Genomic DNA, 18554 nt, shown 5'->3' on the forward strand with positions numbered 1-18554 from the left:
TTTTATATACTTGAGAGGATGCATAGCATCCTCTTTTTTATTTCACTAACTCTTGATAAAACCTAACCGTAACATCAGTTCGAGTGATTACGAGGTACGGGTAATTGTATCGATAACGTAATTAATTAACAAACTTAAAAGCTAAAAAAGCTTCTCGATACTAATTTACTTCGCTTTGGCTGCATAAATTCACTCGAAGTGACGATTTTTATAAATTTTAAACTTACCGTAACTTCAGTGCGAGTGGTTACGAGGTACGAGGAATTGTATCGAGAACATTATTTAAAACTGGAAGGCAACTCAAAAACCTCTAAATTAAAATAGGGTAGTGCCGCTATTAAATGGTCAAAAATATCGGCCATAATATATTCGTAATTTGCCCAACGTTTATCGGAACTAAAAGCGTAAATTTCTAACGGAATACCTTGAGAAGTTGGAGCTAATTGGCGCACCATAATGGTCATATCTTTATTAATTGCAGAATGCTGATTTAAGTAAGCATCAACATACTTCCTAAAAACACCTAAATTCGTAAGATTTCGTCCGTTAATTAAAACCGATTTATCAATATTTTTAGAGCCATTAAACTGATTAATATCGTCTTGACGTTGCTCTAAATACTCCGTAATTAATTGTATTTTTTTTAAGGCTTCAACTTCAGCATCATTTAAATAATTAATGCTAGTTTGTTTTAAAATGAGCGCGCGTTTTATGCGTCGTCCGCCAGAATTCGTCATGCCTCGCCAGTTTTTAAACGAATCGGAAATTAGGGCATAGGTAGGTATGGTGGTAATGGTTTTGTCAAAGTTTTGAACTTTTACAGTTGCCAACGTAATTTCAATAACATCACCATCGGCACCATATTTTTCAAAAGTAATCCAGTCACCAATGCGAACCATATCGTTTATAGAAACCTGAATACTAGCTACAAAACCTAAAATAGTATCTTTAAATACCAATAAAATAACAGCCGAAATAGCACCTAAACCAGTTAAAAATTTTAAAAAAGGAATACCAGTTACAATGGCAATAGCAGACATAATTCCTGCTAACCAAGCAAAAATCATGAATACTTGTATGTAACTTGCAATTGGTTTGTCTTTAAAACGTGGTAAGGTTTTTAAATAATCTTTTATAGAATTTAACAGACTTCGTACAATCCATAAAACCAATACAATACCAAAAACTTTTAAAGCTTTTTCTACAGGCGCTTCAAAATTTGGAAAATCTGAAAATACCACCGGAAAGTACTGTATAGTTATTATTAAAGGAATAATATGCGCTACATTTCTAGGTACTTTATTGGTGATAAGTAAATCGTCGAAATTAGTTTTAGACTGCGTTGCAAATTTATTAAACGATACTATTAAAATACGTTTTAAAACATAATCTGTAATAGCAACAACAACTATTAAAACCAATAGTAAAATAAACATATTTAGGTAAGAAGCAGCATTCTCGGAAAAGCCATTAGCTACTAAAATATTGTAAAAAAAATGTCTGAAAGAAGTCATTATTTAGTTACTGTTTTCAAGTATTTAAAATCGATGTAAAATGTTCCGAAAGGAATTACGGAAGCAATAAGAACAATAAATAATTGTTTGTTCGTCCAATTGTAATCTTTTTTAAGCATAATAGCAAAAATCACATAAAGCATAAATAAAATACCATGAGGCATACCTAAAAGTTTTACATATTCAGGGTTTCCAGACATATATTTTATTGGTGTTGCAATAAATAATAATAAAATGTATGAAACGCCTTCTAAAAAGGCCACTAAACGAAATATATTTTTAAATGAAAACATGTTTGTAATTTTAAACAAAATTACATTTAGTTTATGGTTTTACATATAGATTAATTATAATTCTTTTTTATTGCGGAATAGTGGTATTTAGAATTTTCTATTTTACATAATATAAATTATAGAACATTTTATAACAATTAGCGAAATAGCGCTTTTGGGCGATATTTGACATTTATCCAACGCTTGCCAACGCCAAAATAAAAGCTAACCTTTTTGCTCTTATTAAAAATCGCGTATTCGATAAAATGTACGTAATAAAAAATTTTAGACGATTCTCGTAAGCTTGCCACAAGAGCATAAATTTTATGAAAAATAATTTAGAAACAATTAATTGAAATAATATTTACTACTGTAATTTAATTAAAAGTAAACTCTTTTGGTTCGGATGTTAAAAAATCCCTAATATGAACTTTTAAACTTGCTTTATTATTTATATATGTACCATCAGGGATTTTAACAACCAATTTAGTAGATTCTCCACTAATTATCTCTGCTTTATAACTATCAAAATAAACTTCATTTACATAAGAAGCTGGCCAGAAATATTTACCAATTATTTCAATTTCATCACCTACACTACCTTGTTGAAATGAAACTATTTCTGGTGGATAATAACTAAAAGTATTAGTTTCTTGTGTTACATATTTAAAATTAGAGTCTACAACTATTTTTGGATTGTTTGCAAACATATGTATGCTAACTTTAACTCTTATTTCATCATGATTTTTATAAGTAATATTACCCATATAAAAATCATTGATATTGACTGCAATATAATTTGGCGGATATCCTTCTTCAAAAAAGCTCCCTTTAATGGTTATTTCGCCTTCCCAATCAATAAACTTTGGAGAAATGGATGTTATTTCTGGCGATTTTATATGAAATTCATAGTCACAAGGCACACTTTTACCCAAATAAATTATACTAATTTTAGCCCAAGGATATCTGTAATAACCAGAGATTGGTATAAAATCAGGTATTTTACATACTATTTTTTTATCTTCTACTATATCAATAATTTCAACATCCTGAGTGTGTAATTTAATTTCAAAATTTTCAATTTTTGGATTATCTAGTTTTTCGGAAAACACAATTTCTATATCACTACCTATGTAACCTGAAGATGGGGATATACTTTCTAGTTCGGGTATATAACTACCGGTTAAGGCATAAAATTCTTTTGTTATTGAGTAAAAAACGTTGTCATTAGTTCTAATAAATGCGTAAAACCAATACTTTTCATCCTGAATTAAGCCTGATGTTAATTCAATAGTATTTATACCAATTTTTGGGGTTGAAATTAAATACTCTTCTCCTCCATTTTCATTAGAAATATAAAACCCTAATTCATCACCTTCTGAGAAATTTTGAAAATCTGCAGTTAAGGATATTCCTCCTTTTGGTAGAGATTGGCTATCTGTAATTACAATGGTGGGTGAAATAGTTTCGTTTGAAGAGCTGTCACAATTAAAAAGTAAAAACGTTAACCCAAAGCAAAGTTGAAATAATATCTTTTTCATCAATTATTAAAATATGATTTCTTAATTTTTATTAAACTATTATTATTCATACTATAAATAAAATCTTCATTTTTAAATAGATATCTATTATAACCATTGAATGTAAAACTCGTTTTTTTAGATGACCATTCATCTATTATTGGATCATAGATATAAGTAGTACCATCGAAATCAAAATAGCCTTTGCCTCCAAAGCTTAAACCTTCTATTTTAACTGAAGTAATTATTGGTAAGTCACTTTTTCTTGAAACACTATTGGTTTTAGTATCTAATTCCCAAAAATCAGTTAATTGTGGATAAAAATATGACTGACCACCACCAACATAAATTTTATCTCCTATAGAAAAATAAACAGGCCTTTGTTTTGCATTGGCATCTGAATCAATTTCTGGAAAATTTAGCACAAATTCCCATTTATTATCAGAAAACGAATATCTCCATATATCATCTAAATTATCTGGATTTGTATAACTATAACCTCCTAAACCATAGTATAAATACTCTCCTACAACAGTATTTAAAGCAAAAGTTCTATCTGTACCTGGGAAACTAGCTAATTTTTCTTTGGCCTTTGTGAAAATATCATAACTAAAAAATAAGACTTCATCGTTGGATGATTCTAACCAGTAAAATTTCGTATCATTAAATGATATGTTTTTCATATAACCAGATGTAGAAATTGGTTCGCCTGTGTAGACTTCATCAAAAAGATTAGTTTGTTTATTTAATTTCACAAGTAAATTATTACTGTTTTGGTGTTCAATGGAATACAAGTCCTCTCCAACTTGTCCATAAGCTCTCCCACTTATATTTTGTCCATAATGCTGAAGGCGTACATAGTTCTCGTCTAACTCAATTTCTTGATTGTAATCTATTTTATGACCAAAGAAGTCAATTGATAATCCATTAATAGAAAAATCTTCATAATACCAATTGTCAATAATATCAATAACCAAGCTATCTCTGTGATTTTCATAAAAAGGAATGTGTTTTGTCCCAAACGAATATTGTAAAGTATCAAAGGCGTAGCTATTGTTTTGTGGAAAATTAGTTCCATATACAATCAATTTATCACCATATTTTATTTTGTTTTTAGAAAGTCGTTCAAATTGTGGTAGTATATGTTTAATTTCATTTTTGACTTCTATTGATTGAGACTGACTTTCTATAATTATAGTGGGTTCAAAACTACTAATTGAGCGCAAAACAAATTGAAGTTCTTTTTGACTAGCTCTGATTACCTCTGGGTAAGCAGAAGTACCTGTATTACGGGGTATAATTAATCGATTGCCAGATGACTGCCTATTAAAATGATCGCCGTAGATAGTAATTATATCTCCTGGAAACGCTTCATAGGGTCTTATAGAATCAACTTTTGGTGTATGTAGAGCAAATTCATTAAAAATTGTTTCATTACCGGTATTGCTTCGAACTTTTAATTCTATAAACGGCAACTTATCTGTATTATATTCAGGTTTATTGGTTACTACACATTTTATCAATGTATCATTTCCAATTAAAGCTTTAGAGGACCAAGTGTTAAAAAACACCTGAGGGTATTCTGAAAAATGTTTACCATTAATAGTAATAGTATCTCCTAAATGCGCTTTACTTGGTTCTGTAGATTCTATTAGCGGATCTGCACTTCCGTTAGAAATAAATGACTTTTCATTTCCATAAATGTATTCTCCATTTTTAAAAGCAATAGTATTATAATAATATGTTATGCCTTCTCTTAAATTACTTTTAAAATCCAATGTAAAATTACCATTCTTAATACCTGCTAATAATTTAGTATTAGAGTTTGCGGAATATGTATCATTTTCAATTGAAGAAATTATAAATCCATAATCAATTGGTAATTCTACATTACCAATTTCTCCTGTTAAACTTATACCACCTCCATCTAGAATACTGTGACTTAAGGTTTTTATGTATACGTTATTATTATTCGGAGGTGAATTCTCCTCTTTCTCACAAGAATAAAAAAACATGAGAATCATAATAACTAATATGTATGTTTTATTTTTTGTAATAACAATCATGTGAAACTTTTATTAGTTAAATATAAAGCTAAATTTTATATTAAGGTCTTAGAAAGAAAAAATAAAGAAAAACGTGCTAAAATTACGCTTATTACCAAAACAAAGTTACATAACGCATAACATTAGAATCTATTTATAATATTGGATTACTTACCCGTTGTATAGTTTCAATATTAAAACAATGACATTTTTATAGTTTTCATTTTAAAACGCAAAATTTAAGTTTTCAAACACTATAGATTAAATGTATACCTCTCCTAAAATCATAAAATTATGATAAAACCCCAAAAAAGAATGAACATTCATTTTTATTTAAATAAATTTGTACTTTAATATATAAACTATGGCTAAACTCCAAAAAAGTATAGATAAACGAAACGCATTGATTAAAGCGACTATCGAGCTAGTGAACAACAGCGGATTTCATGCTACACCAATGAGTAAAATAGCTAAAATGGCCAATGTATCGCCTGCTACTATTTATTTATATTTTGAAAACAAACAAGACTTAGTAAACAAAACGTATTTAGAGGTTAAATACAAGTACACCGAAGCGGTTTTTAAAAATTATGACACAAATACTTCGGTTAAAGCTGGTTTTGAATTTATATGGAAAAGTATTGCCGATTTTAAAACTAAAGAACACGAATATGCTTTCTTTTTAAACCAATGCGACAATACACTTATGATTGATGAAAGTATTATAAAAGAAGGTATTAAATACCTACAACCTTTATTAGACCTTTGGAAACGGGGAAAAGAAGAAGGCCTAATAAAACCAATGTCCAATCACTTACTATACGCCTACACCATAAATCCTTTATCATTTTTAATAATGGTGCAAAAAAGAGGCGACTTTCAATTGGATAAAGAACATTTAGAAAAAGCTTATCAAGCGGCATGGAACAGTATAAAAACAACCAAATAACATGAAGAAAACTGCAATAATATTAGGAGCAACGGGTTTAACTGGTGGTTTATTATTAAATCTGTTAATACAAGATGAAAACTACAAAAGTATCAAGTTGTTTTCACGCTCAAGAATAGACAATTTACCCAATAAAGTTACTCAATTTATAGGCGATTTACTTCAATTGGAACAATTTAAAGATGAATTTAAAGCCGATGAAGTATTTTGTTGCATTGGTACAACTAAAAGTAAAACACCTGATAAAACGCTTTATAAAAAAATAGATTATGGTATTCCTGTTTCTGCTGCAAAACTAGCTAAAACCAACGGTATTGACACTTTTTTAGTCATTTCTGCTTTAGGTGCAAATGCTAATAGCCGTATTTTTTATAATAAAACTAAAGGAGAAATGGAACGTGATGTTTTAAAACAAAACATAAGCAAAACCTACATTTTACAACCATCATTAATTGGTGGTAATCGTGATGAAAAACGAACGCTCGAAGCTATTGGATTAGCCATATTTAAGGTTATTCAGCCTTTATTCTTCGGAAAATTAAAACAGTATAAAATTACAGACCCAAAACGTATGGCTCAGGCCATGGTTAATTTAGCAAATAGTAAAAGCTATAACGAAATAATTATTACTTCAACAGATATTAAAAAAATTACAAAACACAATTAATTAAAAATATAAAACGCTATGAATAATTTTAATTTTAAAAACCCAACAAAAATAATATTTGGTAAAGGTGAAATTGAAAACCTTGCTAACGAAATTCCTGAAAATGCCAAAGTATTACTGCTTTACGGTGGTGGTAGTATTAAAAAAAATGGTATTTACAATAAGGTAACCGCTGCTTTAAACAATTTTGAAGTGGTTGAATTTGGTGGTATTCCCGCCAACCCAGAATATGCTGTTTTAATGGAGGCTTTAAAGGTTATTAAAACCGAAAATATTACGTATTTATTAGCTGTAGGTGGTGGTTCTGTTATAGACGGCACCAAATTTTTATCGGCAGCAGCAGTATATAATGGCGATACACCTTGGGATATATTAACCCAAAATATAAGAACCGAAAAAGGAATGCCTTTTGGTACGGTTTTAACGCTGCCAGCTACAGGATCTGAAATGAATTCCGGAGCTGTAATTACACGTGAAGAAACTAAAGAAAAATTAGCAATGGGTGGCCCTGGCTTATTTCCAGAGTTTTCAATTCTAGATCCAGAGGTGATAAAATCAATTCCTAAACGTCAATTAGCAAACGGTTTAGCCGATTCTTTTACGCATGTTTTAGAACAATACATGACCTACCCTATTGATGCTAAAATTCAAGACCGTTTTGCTGAAGGCATTTTACAAACATTAATTGAAATTGCTCCAACAATTTTAAATGAAGAGTTTGATTATAAAGCGGCTTCAAATTTTATGTGGAGCTGTACTATGGCATTAAACGGATTAATTCAAAAAGGAGTGCCAACAGATTGGGCTGTACATGCCATGGGACACGAATTAACGGCTTTATACGGTATAGATCATGCTAGAACTTTAGCCATAATTACCGAAAGCCATTACAAGTATAATTTTGAAAGCAAAAAAGAAAAATTAGCCCAATATGCTGAACGCGTTTGGAATATTACCGAAGGTAGTATTGATGATAAGGCTTACGAAGCCATTGAAAAGACTACAGAATTTTTTAAATCTATAGGAATTAACACGAAATTATCTGAATATACAAGTGATTATGAGGGTACTGCTGAAGAAATTGCTAAACGATTTACAAACAGAGGTTGGTTAGGTTTAGGAGAACATCAATCACTATCTCCAGAAAAGGTTGAAAAAATAGTTAAAATGGCTTATTAAATTTAATTTTAAACACCCTATAACAAACAACTATTTTAGAATTAAGAAAACATTATTGAATTAAAAAAAGAAGAAAAATGAAAATATTATTTGTGTTAACATCTCATGATAAATTAGGTGATACAGGAAAAAAAACAGGGTTTTGGGTTGAAGAATTTGCAAATCCATATTATACATTACTAGATAAAGGTGCAGATATTACTATTGCAACACCCAAGGGTGGTGCTGCACCAATAGACCCAAATAGTGATGCGCCAGATGCAGCAACAGAAGATACAGAACGCTTTAAAAACGATACTGAGGCTAAAGAAAAAATAGCAAATACTAAAATTCTTGCTAATATGAATGCGAACGATTTTGATGCTGTTTTTTATCCAGGTGGCCATGGTCCTCTATGGGATTTAGCTGACGATGATAAATCTATAAACCTTATTGAAAACTTTAACAAACAAGCTAAACCAATTGCTTTTGTTTGTCATGCTCCTGCTGCATTAAAAGGTGTAAAAAATACTAGTGGCGAACCTTTAGTAAAAAATAAAAATGTAACTGGATTTACAAATAGTGAAGAAAATGCTGTTGGACTTACCAATGTTGTTCCGTTTTTAGTTGAAGATATGCTAAGTAAAAATGGTGGTATTTATACTAAAAAAGAAGATTGGCAGCCTTATGCTATTAAAGATGGTAATTTAATTACGGGTCAAAATCCGGCTTCATCACAATTAGTTGCAGAAAAACTATTAGAGAGTTTAAACTAATTTTATAAAACATTTAATTTTAAAAGGTTACCTATAGCTGGTAGCCTTTTTTTAATAATTAAGTTAGCCAATTTCTTTCGCTGTAATTTGCTCTCTTAATTGTAAACCATTTTGTATGGTTGATATAAAATCGTCTATAAAAAATGGCTTTTGTATAAAGCCATCCATTTTAGAATTTAAAATTTTGTTTTTAACATCATCTGATGCGTATGCCGTTAGCGCTATTATTGTAGAGCTTATGTTAAATTGCCTTATTTTTTCTGTAGCTTTGTAACCATTCATTTCAGGCATATTTAAATCCATTAAAATACAGTTGTAATCCTTTTTTTGTGCTGCGTCAATAGCTTTGAGTCCAGAATCTACAACATCGCACTCCAACTCTAGTTGTAACAATATTTTTTTAGTAATTAATTGGTTAATATTATTATCGTCTACCACTAAAAACGTATTGCCTTTAAGCAAATCTGCTTTACTTTTTAATAAATTAATTTTAGTTTCTACAGTTGCAATTTTTATTGGGATAGTAAAATAAAATGTTGAGCCTTTATTTATAACACTTTTAATTTTTATTTCGCTACCCATTAACTGCAATTGGCGTTTTACAATTGATAAACCTAAACCTGTACCTCGGTAGGATTTATCGGTTTTTGCATGTTCTTGGTAAAAGTCGCTAAATATTTTCTTTTGGTTTTTTAAGGATATACCAACACCACTATCTTTTACGCCTGCATATAAATTACATATTTTACCGTCATCGGTAATTGACTCATTATTTAAAACAACTTTTATTACGCCTTTGTTAGTAAATTTAATGGCGTTTGTAATTAAATTTATAAAAATTTGAGAAAGCTTTAACGAATCTCCAATAAGCTTCTCTGGTATAGTGTCATCATATTCTAACACTATAGTGTTTTCGGTATCGCTTATAGCAAATTCTAGCGATTCAATAATATTAGTAATAAGTTGTTTTGGTGAAAACACTATGTCTTCAATAGTGCTTTTACCAGCTTCAATTTTATTTAATTCTAATACATTATTAATCAATGATAATAAATGGTCTCCAGAAAATTTTAACGACTCTAAATAAACACGATTATCCTCATTTAAATTTTCTTTCAATAATATATTTGAAATTTCGATTACAGCATATAAAGGTGTTCTTAACTCATGGCTTATTTCTGAATAGAAATCGCTTTTAGCCCTCGATAATTGTTGTGCTTTTTCTTTAGCTATTTTTAATTGTTTTAATTTTAGAAAAATAAAAATTAAAGCCAGTATAAGCAATACAATTAATATAGTAAATGCAATATTATATTTACTTATTTTTTTTATTGTTGTGGCCTGTAGTTTCTTTTCTTTTTCTATGTGTCGCAGTTTTTCTTCATTTTCTGCAACTTCAAATTTAGCCAGCATTTCTTGTGCTATATCAAACTTTTCGTTTTTTAATATAGAATCATTTACTTGCATCATACTATACAAAATAGTATTTGCTTCTTGATATCTATGCTGCTTATTTAAAATTTGAGTTTTTATATTGTATATTTTTTTTAACTCAGATAAATAATTGTTTTCCTTAGCAGCTTCAATAGCTTGATTTAAATAGCGTTCTGCAGTTGTAAAATCTTTTAGTAAAAAGTACCCTTCCCCGTAGGCCGATAAAATATCGACTTTCATTAGTATATCTTCTTCAGTATTGGATTTATTATAATAATAATATTCAGCTTTTTTAATGTACTCTAAACCTTTCTTAGGTTGTTTTAACTGCTCGATATAATAATCTCCAATATTGTACAGCGGATGAATAGCATGCTTATAAGCTTCTATATTTATGGCTAAATCGGCTGCATCTTGGTAATAATCTATAGATTTTTGGTACTCTCCTAGCTTTGCATAAGCAATTCCAACATTGTTTATTCCATTAATTACTCGTAGATTTAAACCTAATGCCTTGTTTATTTCAAGCGATTTTAGGTAATATTTTAATGCTGTAGAGTCATTATCTATTAAATAATGCGACGTACCCATGATGCTATACGTAACAGCTTTTATGGTGTCGTTTTTATGCTTTTTTTCGTAATTAAGCACTTCTTTGCATATATGTAAAGCTTCAGAAACTTTACTTTCCATACTTAAATTATATGCATGTATTAATTGCGCTTCTAAAGAATCTTTTATTTTTTCTTGACCAAATAGAGGGTTAACAATTAAAAACAAGAAGGCAACGATAAAGTAAAATCGGCTTTGTTTAATAAATAATATGTTAATAATTCTAGTCACTGTTTGTAGCTTAACCTCTTCTAATTTATAGAAAATTTATTACAACAAGTAATTTAATTTGATATTTAACTTTTAAACATTTTTATTAAGAATTCGCTAAAATGGAACGCGAGAAAATTCATTATGCATTGTTTTTAAGGTAACTATTTTACTCTAGTTTAACTAGTAAGTATAAAAATTTCAAAATACTCTTCTTTTTTGGTCTGCTCTTCAAATACGAAAACCAAAATGGCAAAAACACTTAAAATCACTAATAAACAAATAGTTAAGTGAATTGCAGAGAACCTTATTCATTTTCATCTATTTCAATAATAAATCATAATAATTAAATTTTAACATATATCATGTTGGGTAAAATTATGTGCGACACGTAATAATTACAAACGCACACAGAAGTTGCGAGAAAACATTATTCAAAACAAAAAAAACTATTTAAATGAAACAACGTATTGCCCAAATGTTCTTAATCTTATTTTTTTTAATGTCCTGTAGCCAAGATGAATACAGTGATATTAGTGATGTTACAATGGATGAGTTAGAAGACACAGACACCACAATACCCGATTTATTGGAACTTAATTTACCCAACACACCATTTAACTATGCCAATATTGCATTGCCCAACTATTTTTTAGATAATGATGTGCAAAACGAAGACAACACACCAAACAACAACCAAATTCCCAATAATGGAGCAACCCTTGGGCGTGTTTTGTTTTACGATAAAAACTTATCGGCAAACAACAGTATTTCGTGTGCCTCCTGCCATATTCAAGAAAATGGTTTTTCCGATCCTAATCCTTTGAGTACGGGTTTCGATGGCGATTTTACATCTAGAAATTCCATGGGTTTAGCCAATGCAAGATTTTATGAAAATGGTCGCTTTTTTTGGGATGAAAGAGCAGATTCTCTAGAAGAACAAATTTTAATTCCTATTCAAGATTTAGTTGAAATGGGTATGACATTGCCTGAACTTGAAACCAAATTGGCACAAATAGATTACTATGAAGTATTATTTGAAAATGCTTTTGGTGATAGTAATATTACAAGCAATCGTATTGCTTTAGCGGTGTCGCAATTTATTCGATCTATGGTGTCGTACCAATCTAAATTCGATGAAGGTATGGCACAAAGCAACAGCATAAATAATAATTTCGCCAATTTTACAGCTTCCGAAAACCGCGGAAAACAGCTGTTTTTAAGTAACCAAACCCGTTGTTTCGATTGTCATGCCACCAATGTTTTTGTTGGCGACCAGGCTAGAAACAACGGTTTAGATGCCACTATTACCGATGAAGGTGTTGGTGGAATTACAGGAAACAATAACGACCTAGGAGAATTTAAAGCACCGTCTTTACGAAATATTGAATTAACCGGACCTTATATGCATGATGGGCGTTTTGAAACACTTGAAGAGGTAATTGAGCATTACAATAGCGGAGTACAAAATAACCCGAACCTCGATAACCGATTAACACAAGGCAATAACGTACGTCGTTTAAACTTATCGGATGCCGATAAACAAGCAATTGTAGACTTTTTAATTACCCTAACTGATGATGTGTTTATTAACGACGAAAAATTTTCCGATCCGTTTATAACAGAATAGCCTATTGTTTAATGTTTTTATAAAATAAAAATGCTCCGCTAAATTTATTTTATCTTTACAATTAAATAATAAGTCAGAATGAATCAATCCTTCTCTGTTTGCGATGAAGATGTTTATAATAATTTGTACCTAAAACATGCTGAGAGCTTAAGAAATCATTTATATTTTAAATTTGGTAATTTAAAACAGGCTGAAGATATTGTACAAGAATCGTTTATAAAGTTATGGGCTAAATGCAACAGTGTAATTTACGAGAAAGCGGTTGGCTTTCTTTATACCATAGCTAAAAATATGTTTATAGATTCGTTGCGACAACAAAAAGTAGCCTTGAAATTTGAGAAAAATCACATTGAAACCTCAGATATCGAAGATCCTTATTTTCATTTAAGAACCAAAGAATTTAAACAAAAAATAGAAGCAACCATTTCTGCGTTACCAGAAAAACAACGAGAGGCATTTTTATTAAACAGAATAGAAAAGCTTACTTTTAAAGAAATAGCTAATAGGCTAGAGATTAGCCAGACGGCAGTAGAAAATAGAATTTCTAAAGCTTTACTTAAGCTAAAAGAAATAACCGAACTGCAAAAACGCAAAATTTAAGTTAAAAAAAATAGTTTGTAAAGCAGATATAATTAGATAAAAAATATAGCGGTGGACGATAAATTTAGTAAAGATAATATACTGGCAAGATGGCTTGATAATCGTTTAGATGATAACGAAAAAAATGAGCTAGAATCTAACGGTGAATTAAATGACTTAAAAGTTGTTCTCGATGATATTGACACTTGGCAAATTGAAAAATTTGATGTTGAAAAAGGTTTAGCTGATCTTAATAAGCGAAAAAAACTGGTAATCTCCCCTGCTCCAACAAAACAAAATAAATTTGCGCCTTGGTTAAAAATGGCAGCGGCTATTGTTGTGTTATTAACTGCCGGATATGTTACGTTTAATTACTTTATTAATGCCGAAACCAACTTTAAAACTACCGTTGCAGAAACAAAAACCATTAATTTACCGGATGGTTCTGTTGTTAAAATGGATGCTTTATCAAGTATTTCATTTAAAGAAAAAGATTGGGAAAACAACCGAAATATTCAATTAAATGGTCAAGCTTTTTTCAGTGTTGCCAAAGGCGAAGTTTTTAACGTAATAACTAATTCTGGAAGTATTCAAGTTTTAGGTACACAATTTAATGTAAATACTAATAATTCCATTTTTGAAGTTAAATGTTACGAAGGCAAAGTAAAAGTTACTTATAATAGCGATGCCGAAATTTTAACAAAAGGTCATGCCGCCATAGCCAAAGCAAATAAATTAGTGCATACAACGCACAATGCTAAAAACCCAGAGTGGCTCGATGGTTTCAGTAAATATTTCGAGACGAATTTATTACAAGTTGTTACTGATTTAGAAAAGTATTACGACATAAATATTGAACTTCCAGAAACCTATAATAACTTACAGTTTACAGGAACCGTGCCTCATAACGATTTAAATACCGCTTTACAAACCTTGTTTTCATCTATGGAAATTAACTATAAAATAAGCGGAAAAACGATAATTGTAGACTAGTTTGTATGAAACTGAATTTTGCTTCTAACAAATATTTCCTCGTGTTTTTCTGTTTTTGGGCTTTAAATTTTAGCTTTTCACAAACAGGAAATACAGTAAAGTTATCAGATAAGCTTTCGGAATTAGAACGTAAATTCGATGTTCATTTTTCTTACAATCACACTTTTTTTGATACGCTGTTAATTAATAAAAACATTACCTGCGATAGTATTTCAAATTGCCTTGAAGTCATTCAGCAAAAAATTCCTGTAACCATAACGAGCAACGATGGTAAATTCTTTACTATCATCCCGAATAGAGATACTTTAATTTTTAAAGCTATTGATGTTGAAACCAACGAAAGCGCAATGTCTTTGCAGTATCAAATAAATAATGAAGCGCATAAAGTAGTTCACGAAGAACAAGGTATTTTTACAATAAACAATGTTTTTCCTTTAGATTCTATTCATTTTTACTCCAATTTTTATAAAACAGTCCATTTACAAGTAAAAGATTTACAAAAAACTAAAAGTTTAAAACTATACAAACAACAAATTAGCTTAAGTAAAGTTTTGCTAAAAAGTTATTTAACAAGTGGTATTGATTCTAGGATTAGAGACCATAGTTTACAAATTAATACAGAGGTTTTAGGCTTATTGGCCGGTGAAACCGATGGCGATATTTTTAATGTTTTAAACAATGCTCCTGGAATACATTCACCAAGCGGTAAGTCTGGAAATTTAAATTTTAGGGGGAGTACTTACGACCAAAATTTAGTACAAATTGATGATATTCCTATTTATCATTCTGGACATTTTTTGGGTGCTATTTCACCTTATAACGCTTCAATTATTTCAAATATTGAACTGCAACGCAATATGCTTCCTGTAAAATGGGGTGGTCGTGTTGGAGGGCTAATAAACATGACTACAAACAGTAAAATTCCTGATAGTACTACATATGAAGTTTCTGTGAATACCTTATTTGCAGGTGCTACATTAAATACAAATATTGCAAAAAATAAATTGTCTTTAATTGCTGCGTTTAGGTCTAGTTATTCGCAGTTTAAGACACCTAAACTAACTGCCATTTCAGAGCTTATTTTTCAAGGGAGTAAATTAGAAACAGTTTCTGACGAAATAAATAGTTCTGATGATTTTGATATGGGTTTTTCAGATATGAATGCCAAATTAAATTATAAAATTAACAACAAACATACCGCTACATTAAGTTTTATAAACATCCAAAACAGATTGTATGCCCAAGTTGATAGTAACGACAATAGCGACCAAATAGACTATCGCGACTTAGAATTAGATAATTGGGGAATTACAGGTAAGTGGAAGGCTAATTTATCTAAAAAATGGATAACAGAAGTTCGGCTAAGTAAATCTAAAATGAACTTATATAGTGAAAGCGAAGGATTTATTGCAGAAGAGCGTAATAGTTATCAAAAATACGATAACACAATAAAAGACACGAGATTAATTACTGAAGCTATTTACAACTATAACGATAATTTACAATTTGAAGCTGGTTACACATTAACCGAACACTCCATTATTAGTAACGAATTAGAAGAAGAAAACGAAATAAACACCGAAAGAAAACAAAATTCAGTTGTTCATTCTAATTATTTATCGCTTCACAAAAATTGGAAGGATACATTTATTTTAACTTTTGGATTTCATAATAATTATTATGTGCCGTTAAAAAAACTATATGTAAACCCAAGAATTTTAGCAAGTTATAAACTTGATAATCGCTGGTATTTAAAATCATCTTTAGGTACTTCAAACCAATTTATTCAAAAAAAATTCACAAATGATTTTGATGATTTTAATATTACCAATCAACTTTGGTATTTACCAAAAGAAGACATTAATCCGTTAAAAGGCACACAAGCCATGATTGGTGGGGTTTTTGAAAACTCTAAATGGTTATTCGATTTGGAATTGTATCATAAAAAAACAAAAGATGTAACCAATAAAAGTGATAACGAACACGGAAATATTATTAGTAAAGGTGCCAATTTATTTATAAAAAGACGTTGGAATAGTATTGAAACATGGGTAAGTTATGCACTTAGCCGTACTGAAACTGATTTTAATGGTGTAACAACTACTGCTTTTTACGACCAAACACATGTTGTTAATTTAACAGGATTATTAAATATAAAAAAATGGAAATTAGCACTTTCATGGGGGTATTTTTCTGGAATGCCAATTATTTTTCCAGATGAAACCGATAATAATAATTTTGATATTAATTTTTCTGATAGATTTGATGCTTTACATCAACTCGACTTTTCAGCTTCATATACATTTTATAATCCTTCAAAACCAATTAAATCTGTTATAGGTTTATCAATAATAAATGTTTATAATCAAGACAATGTTGTAAATGTTTTTCAAAACACTTCTAATAGTACATTTCGAAAAGCAAGTAAATTTTCTCCTAATTTACAATTAAATCTATTTTTTTAAAAAAATCAACAATTAACACAAACTACTTAAAAAACAAAGGTTTATATCTTTGTTCTGTGTTTTTTTATTTCTAAAATTCAAATTTTTTATTTTTTTTTTAAAATAAGGTTGGGTAAAATAAAAGCTTACTCGTAATACAATTAAACAAGCGAGCTATAGTATTCTTTAAAGCTATAAGCGCAAGTTAAAAAAGAGAGCAACTTAATTTTAAAAACCCAATATTATGAAGACAATAAACTTAAAATGGATTATAATTTTATGTATAAATATAGTTTTGTTTCAAGCCTGTAACAACGACGATTTAACCGAAGAAATTACCAATAATTTTGATGACGATAGCCTAGAAGCGGGCATTATAGAAGCCAATGTAACAGACAACACTACCAATTTAATAGTACAATGGAGCGACCTTTGGGTATCTTTAGATCAATACACCGTTGGCATGAGACCAAATACTGTTACACGATCTTTGGCATATATTCATTTAACTGGTTACGAAACTGCTGTACCGTTTATGAATAATTACAACTCTAACACCAACAGATTCAATAATTTCAACATTAATAATAATAATTTTGAAGACAATGTTGACTTAGATTTAGCTTTAAATACTGCCTATGCCATAGCTATAGATCACTTTATGCATAGCTTAGAGGCTGGTACAAGACAAAGTATTTCTAATTTTCAAGATGATAAAGAAGAGGAATTAACCATTGGCTTGACTACTCAAGAAATTGAAAACTCTCAACTTTGGGGAACCCACGTTGCAGAACGCGTAATTGCCTATGCAGAAACAGATAATGATGCCGAAGAACAAATTGTAAACCAAACGCCAAACGATTATGTTGCTCCTGTTGGTGTTGGACTTTGGGAAGCTGGAGAAGGCGAAAACGCTTGGTTCCCCTATTGGAGAGAGGTAAGAACCTTTGCAATTTCACCAAACCAAACTAGTAGTACAAATTTTAGTTCTGTATTACAACATAGTACAAATCCAAACAGCGAATATTACCAACAAATGACGGCTGTTTACGAAGCTACAGTTTCTGCTGCAACAACAAATACCGAACAATTATGGATTGCAGAGTTTTGGGCAGATGATGTTGAGGGTTTAATGATTAGCCCTCCAGGTAGACATTTTTCAATTGCTAATCAATTAATTGAACAATACGATTTAGATTACGATGAGTCTTTAGAACTTTTATTACGATTAGGTTTAGCTTTAAATGACGCTGCCGTTTCTGCTTGGGACGATAAATACACTTATAATATTGAGCGCCCAAGTAATTTTATTAGAGAATATATTGATGAAGATTATACCACCAATTTATCCCGATTTATTGATGGTGTTAATCCAGCTTTTCCAAGTTACCCCTCTGGACATGCTACATTTGCAGGAGCCGCAGCAGGTATTTTTATAGACTTTTTTGGTACAGATAATATTAATTTTACCGATAACACATACAGTGATTATACAAACCTAACATTTAACGGTACCCCAAGAAGCTTTACATCATTTTCAAGTATGGCAACAGAAAATGCTCTTTCTCGTATGCCGCTTGGTGTACATATTGAGCAAGATGCTATTGAAGGTTTGCGTTTAGGTTATGAAGTTTCCGATGCGGTTAACGCAATAAATTTACAAGGCAGAAACAATAATAACAATAATTAATTTTAAATATTAATTAATAGCAAGTTTAGCCATAGTAATGTATTTATTATGGCTTTTTTTT

General features: G+C 30.1%; 14 protein-coding genes. 9 read left to right on the forward strand and 5 right to left on the reverse strand.

Annotated elements, in window-relative coordinates; all coding sequences use genetic code 11:
* Positions 1-278 precede the first annotated feature (278 nt).
* The 4 genes from LG649_RS02475 to LG649_RS02490 all read right to left on the reverse strand — a co-directional run bounded on the left by LG649_RS02475 (position 279) and on the right by LG649_RS02490 (position 5330).
* Complete coding sequence (locus LG649_RS02475; RefSeq protein ID WP_226540520.1) at positions 279-1514, reverse strand: mechanosensitive ion channel family protein; 1236 nt, start codon at positions 1512-1514, stop codon at positions 279-281.
* Positions 1514-1807, reverse strand: coding sequence for a DUF3817 domain-containing protein (locus LG649_RS02480; protein ID WP_226540521.1), 294 nt, complete (start codon positions 1805-1807; stop codon positions 1514-1516). The genes LG649_RS02475 and LG649_RS02480 overlap by 1 nt, the downstream gene beginning before the upstream one ends.
* Before the next feature lie 356 nt (positions 1808-2163).
* The gene (locus LG649_RS02485; protein WP_226540523.1) at positions 2164-3327 is read right to left on the reverse strand and encodes an IPT/TIG domain-containing protein; all 1164 of its coding nucleotides are present in this window, start codon (positions 3325-3327) and stop codon (positions 2164-2166) included.
* Positions 3327-5330 (reverse strand): IPT/TIG domain-containing protein, encoded by a 2004-nt coding sequence (locus tag LG649_RS02490; RefSeq protein ID WP_226540525.1) that lies wholly within the window; start codon positions 5328-5330, stop codon positions 3327-3329. The genes LG649_RS02485 and LG649_RS02490 overlap by 1 nt, the downstream gene beginning before the upstream one ends.
* 385 nt (positions 5331-5715) lie before the next feature.
* On the opposite strand from LG649_RS02490, the gene LG649_RS02495 reads away from it, so the two are divergent.
* From LG649_RS02495 to LG649_RS02510, 4 genes are all read left to right on the forward strand, one after another.
* Positions 5716-6300, forward strand: coding sequence for a TetR/AcrR family transcriptional regulator (locus LG649_RS02495; RefSeq protein WP_226540528.1), 585 nt, complete (start codon positions 5716-5718; stop codon positions 6298-6300).
* A 1-nt stretch (position 6301) separates the two neighbouring features.
* Complete coding sequence (locus LG649_RS02500) at positions 6302-6967, forward strand: NAD(P)H-binding protein (RefSeq protein ID WP_226540529.1); 666 nt, start codon at positions 6302-6304, stop codon at positions 6965-6967.
* Between the two features lie 18 nt (positions 6968-6985).
* The gene (locus LG649_RS02505; protein WP_226540531.1) at positions 6986-8146 is read left to right on the forward strand and encodes an iron-containing alcohol dehydrogenase; all 1161 of its coding nucleotides are present in this window, start codon (positions 6986-6988) and stop codon (positions 8144-8146) included.
* Between the two features lie 77 nt (positions 8147-8223).
* A complete protein-coding gene (locus LG649_RS02510) occupies positions 8224-8901 on the forward strand; it encodes a type 1 glutamine amidotransferase domain-containing protein (protein ID WP_226540533.1) in 678 nt (225 codons plus the stop codon).
* 63 nt (positions 8902-8964) lie between these two features.
* Here LG649_RS02510 and LG649_RS16375 read toward each other — a convergent pair whose 3' ends face one another.
* On the reverse strand, positions 8965-11178 hold the full coding sequence (locus LG649_RS16375) for a tetratricopeptide repeat-containing hybrid sensor histidine kinase/response regulator (RefSeq protein ID WP_226540542.1): 2214 nt from the start codon (positions 11176-11178) through the stop codon (positions 8965-8967).
* A gap of 436 nt (positions 11179-11614) precedes the next feature.
* On the opposite strand from LG649_RS16375, the gene LG649_RS02520 reads away from it, so the two are divergent.
* From LG649_RS02520 to LG649_RS02540, 5 genes are all read left to right on the forward strand, one after another.
* The gene (locus LG649_RS02520; protein WP_226540544.1) at positions 11615-12787 is read left to right on the forward strand and encodes a cytochrome-c peroxidase; all 1173 of its coding nucleotides are present in this window, start codon (positions 11615-11617) and stop codon (positions 12785-12787) included.
* A 78-nt stretch (positions 12788-12865) separates the two neighbouring features.
* Entirely contained in the window at positions 12866-13387 is a 522-nt protein-coding gene (locus tag LG649_RS02525) for an RNA polymerase sigma factor (protein ID WP_226540546.1), read from the forward strand.
* A 51-nt stretch (positions 13388-13438) separates the two neighbouring features.
* Positions 13439-14359: a FecR family protein gene (locus LG649_RS02530; RefSeq protein WP_226540548.1), complete on the forward strand. Its 921-nt coding sequence runs from the start codon at positions 13439-13441 to the stop codon at positions 14357-14359.
* 5 nt (positions 14360-14364) lie between these two features.
* Positions 14365-16824, forward strand: a complete 2460-nt coding sequence (locus LG649_RS02535; protein ID WP_226540551.1) for a TonB-dependent receptor plug domain-containing protein — start codon at positions 14365-14367, stop codon at positions 16822-16824.
* Between the two features lie 223 nt (positions 16825-17047).
* A complete protein-coding gene (locus LG649_RS02540) occupies positions 17048-18493 on the forward strand; it encodes a vanadium-dependent haloperoxidase (RefSeq protein WP_226540553.1) in 1446 nt (481 codons plus the stop codon).
* Positions 18494-18554: the final 61 nt, after the last annotated feature.

The sequence above is a fragment of the Neotamlana laminarinivorans genome (genome assembly GCF_020523925.1).
Lineage (GTDB): Bacteria > Bacteroidota > Bacteroidia > Flavobacteriales > Flavobacteriaceae > Neotamlana > Neotamlana laminarinivorans.

Excerpts from the sequence above, each read along its gene's own strand:
- LG649_RS02475 (WP_226540520.1), bottom strand. The coding sequence starts at position 1,514 with ATGACTTCTTTCAGACATTTTTTTTACAATATTTTAGTAGCTAATGGC.
- LG649_RS02480 (WP_226540521.1), bottom strand. The coding sequence starts at position 1,807 with ATGTTTTCATTTAAAAATATATTTCGTTTAGTGGCCTTTTTAGAAGGC.
- LG649_RS02485 (WP_226540523.1), bottom strand. The coding sequence starts at position 3,327 with ATGAAAAAGATATTATTTCAACTTTGCTTTGGGTTAACGTTTTTACTT.
- LG649_RS02490 (WP_226540525.1), bottom strand. The coding sequence starts at position 5,330 with ATGATTCTCATGTTTTTTTATTCTTGTGAGAAAGAGGAGAATTCACCT.
- LG649_RS02495 (WP_226540528.1), top strand. The coding sequence starts at position 5,716 with ATGGCTAAACTCCAAAAAAGTATAGATAAACGAAACGCATTGATTAAA.
- LG649_RS02500 (WP_226540529.1), top strand. The coding sequence starts at position 6,302 with ATGAAGAAAACTGCAATAATATTAGGAGCAACGGGTTTAACTGGTGGT.
- LG649_RS02505 (WP_226540531.1), top strand. The coding sequence starts at position 6,986 with ATGAATAATTTTAATTTTAAAAACCCAACAAAAATAATATTTGGTAAA.
- LG649_RS02510 (WP_226540533.1), top strand. The coding sequence starts at position 8,224 with ATGAAAATATTATTTGTGTTAACATCTCATGATAAATTAGGTGATACA.
- LG649_RS02520 (WP_226540544.1), top strand. The coding sequence starts at position 11,615 with ATGAAACAACGTATTGCCCAAATGTTCTTAATCTTATTTTTTTTAATG.
- LG649_RS02525 (WP_226540546.1), top strand. The coding sequence starts at position 12,866 with ATGAATCAATCCTTCTCTGTTTGCGATGAAGATGTTTATAATAATTTG.
- LG649_RS02535 (WP_226540551.1), top strand. The coding sequence starts at position 14,365 with ATGAAACTGAATTTTGCTTCTAACAAATATTTCCTCGTGTTTTTCTGT.
- LG649_RS02540 (WP_226540553.1), top strand. The coding sequence starts at position 17,048 with ATGAAGACAATAAACTTAAAATGGATTATAATTTTATGTATAAATATA.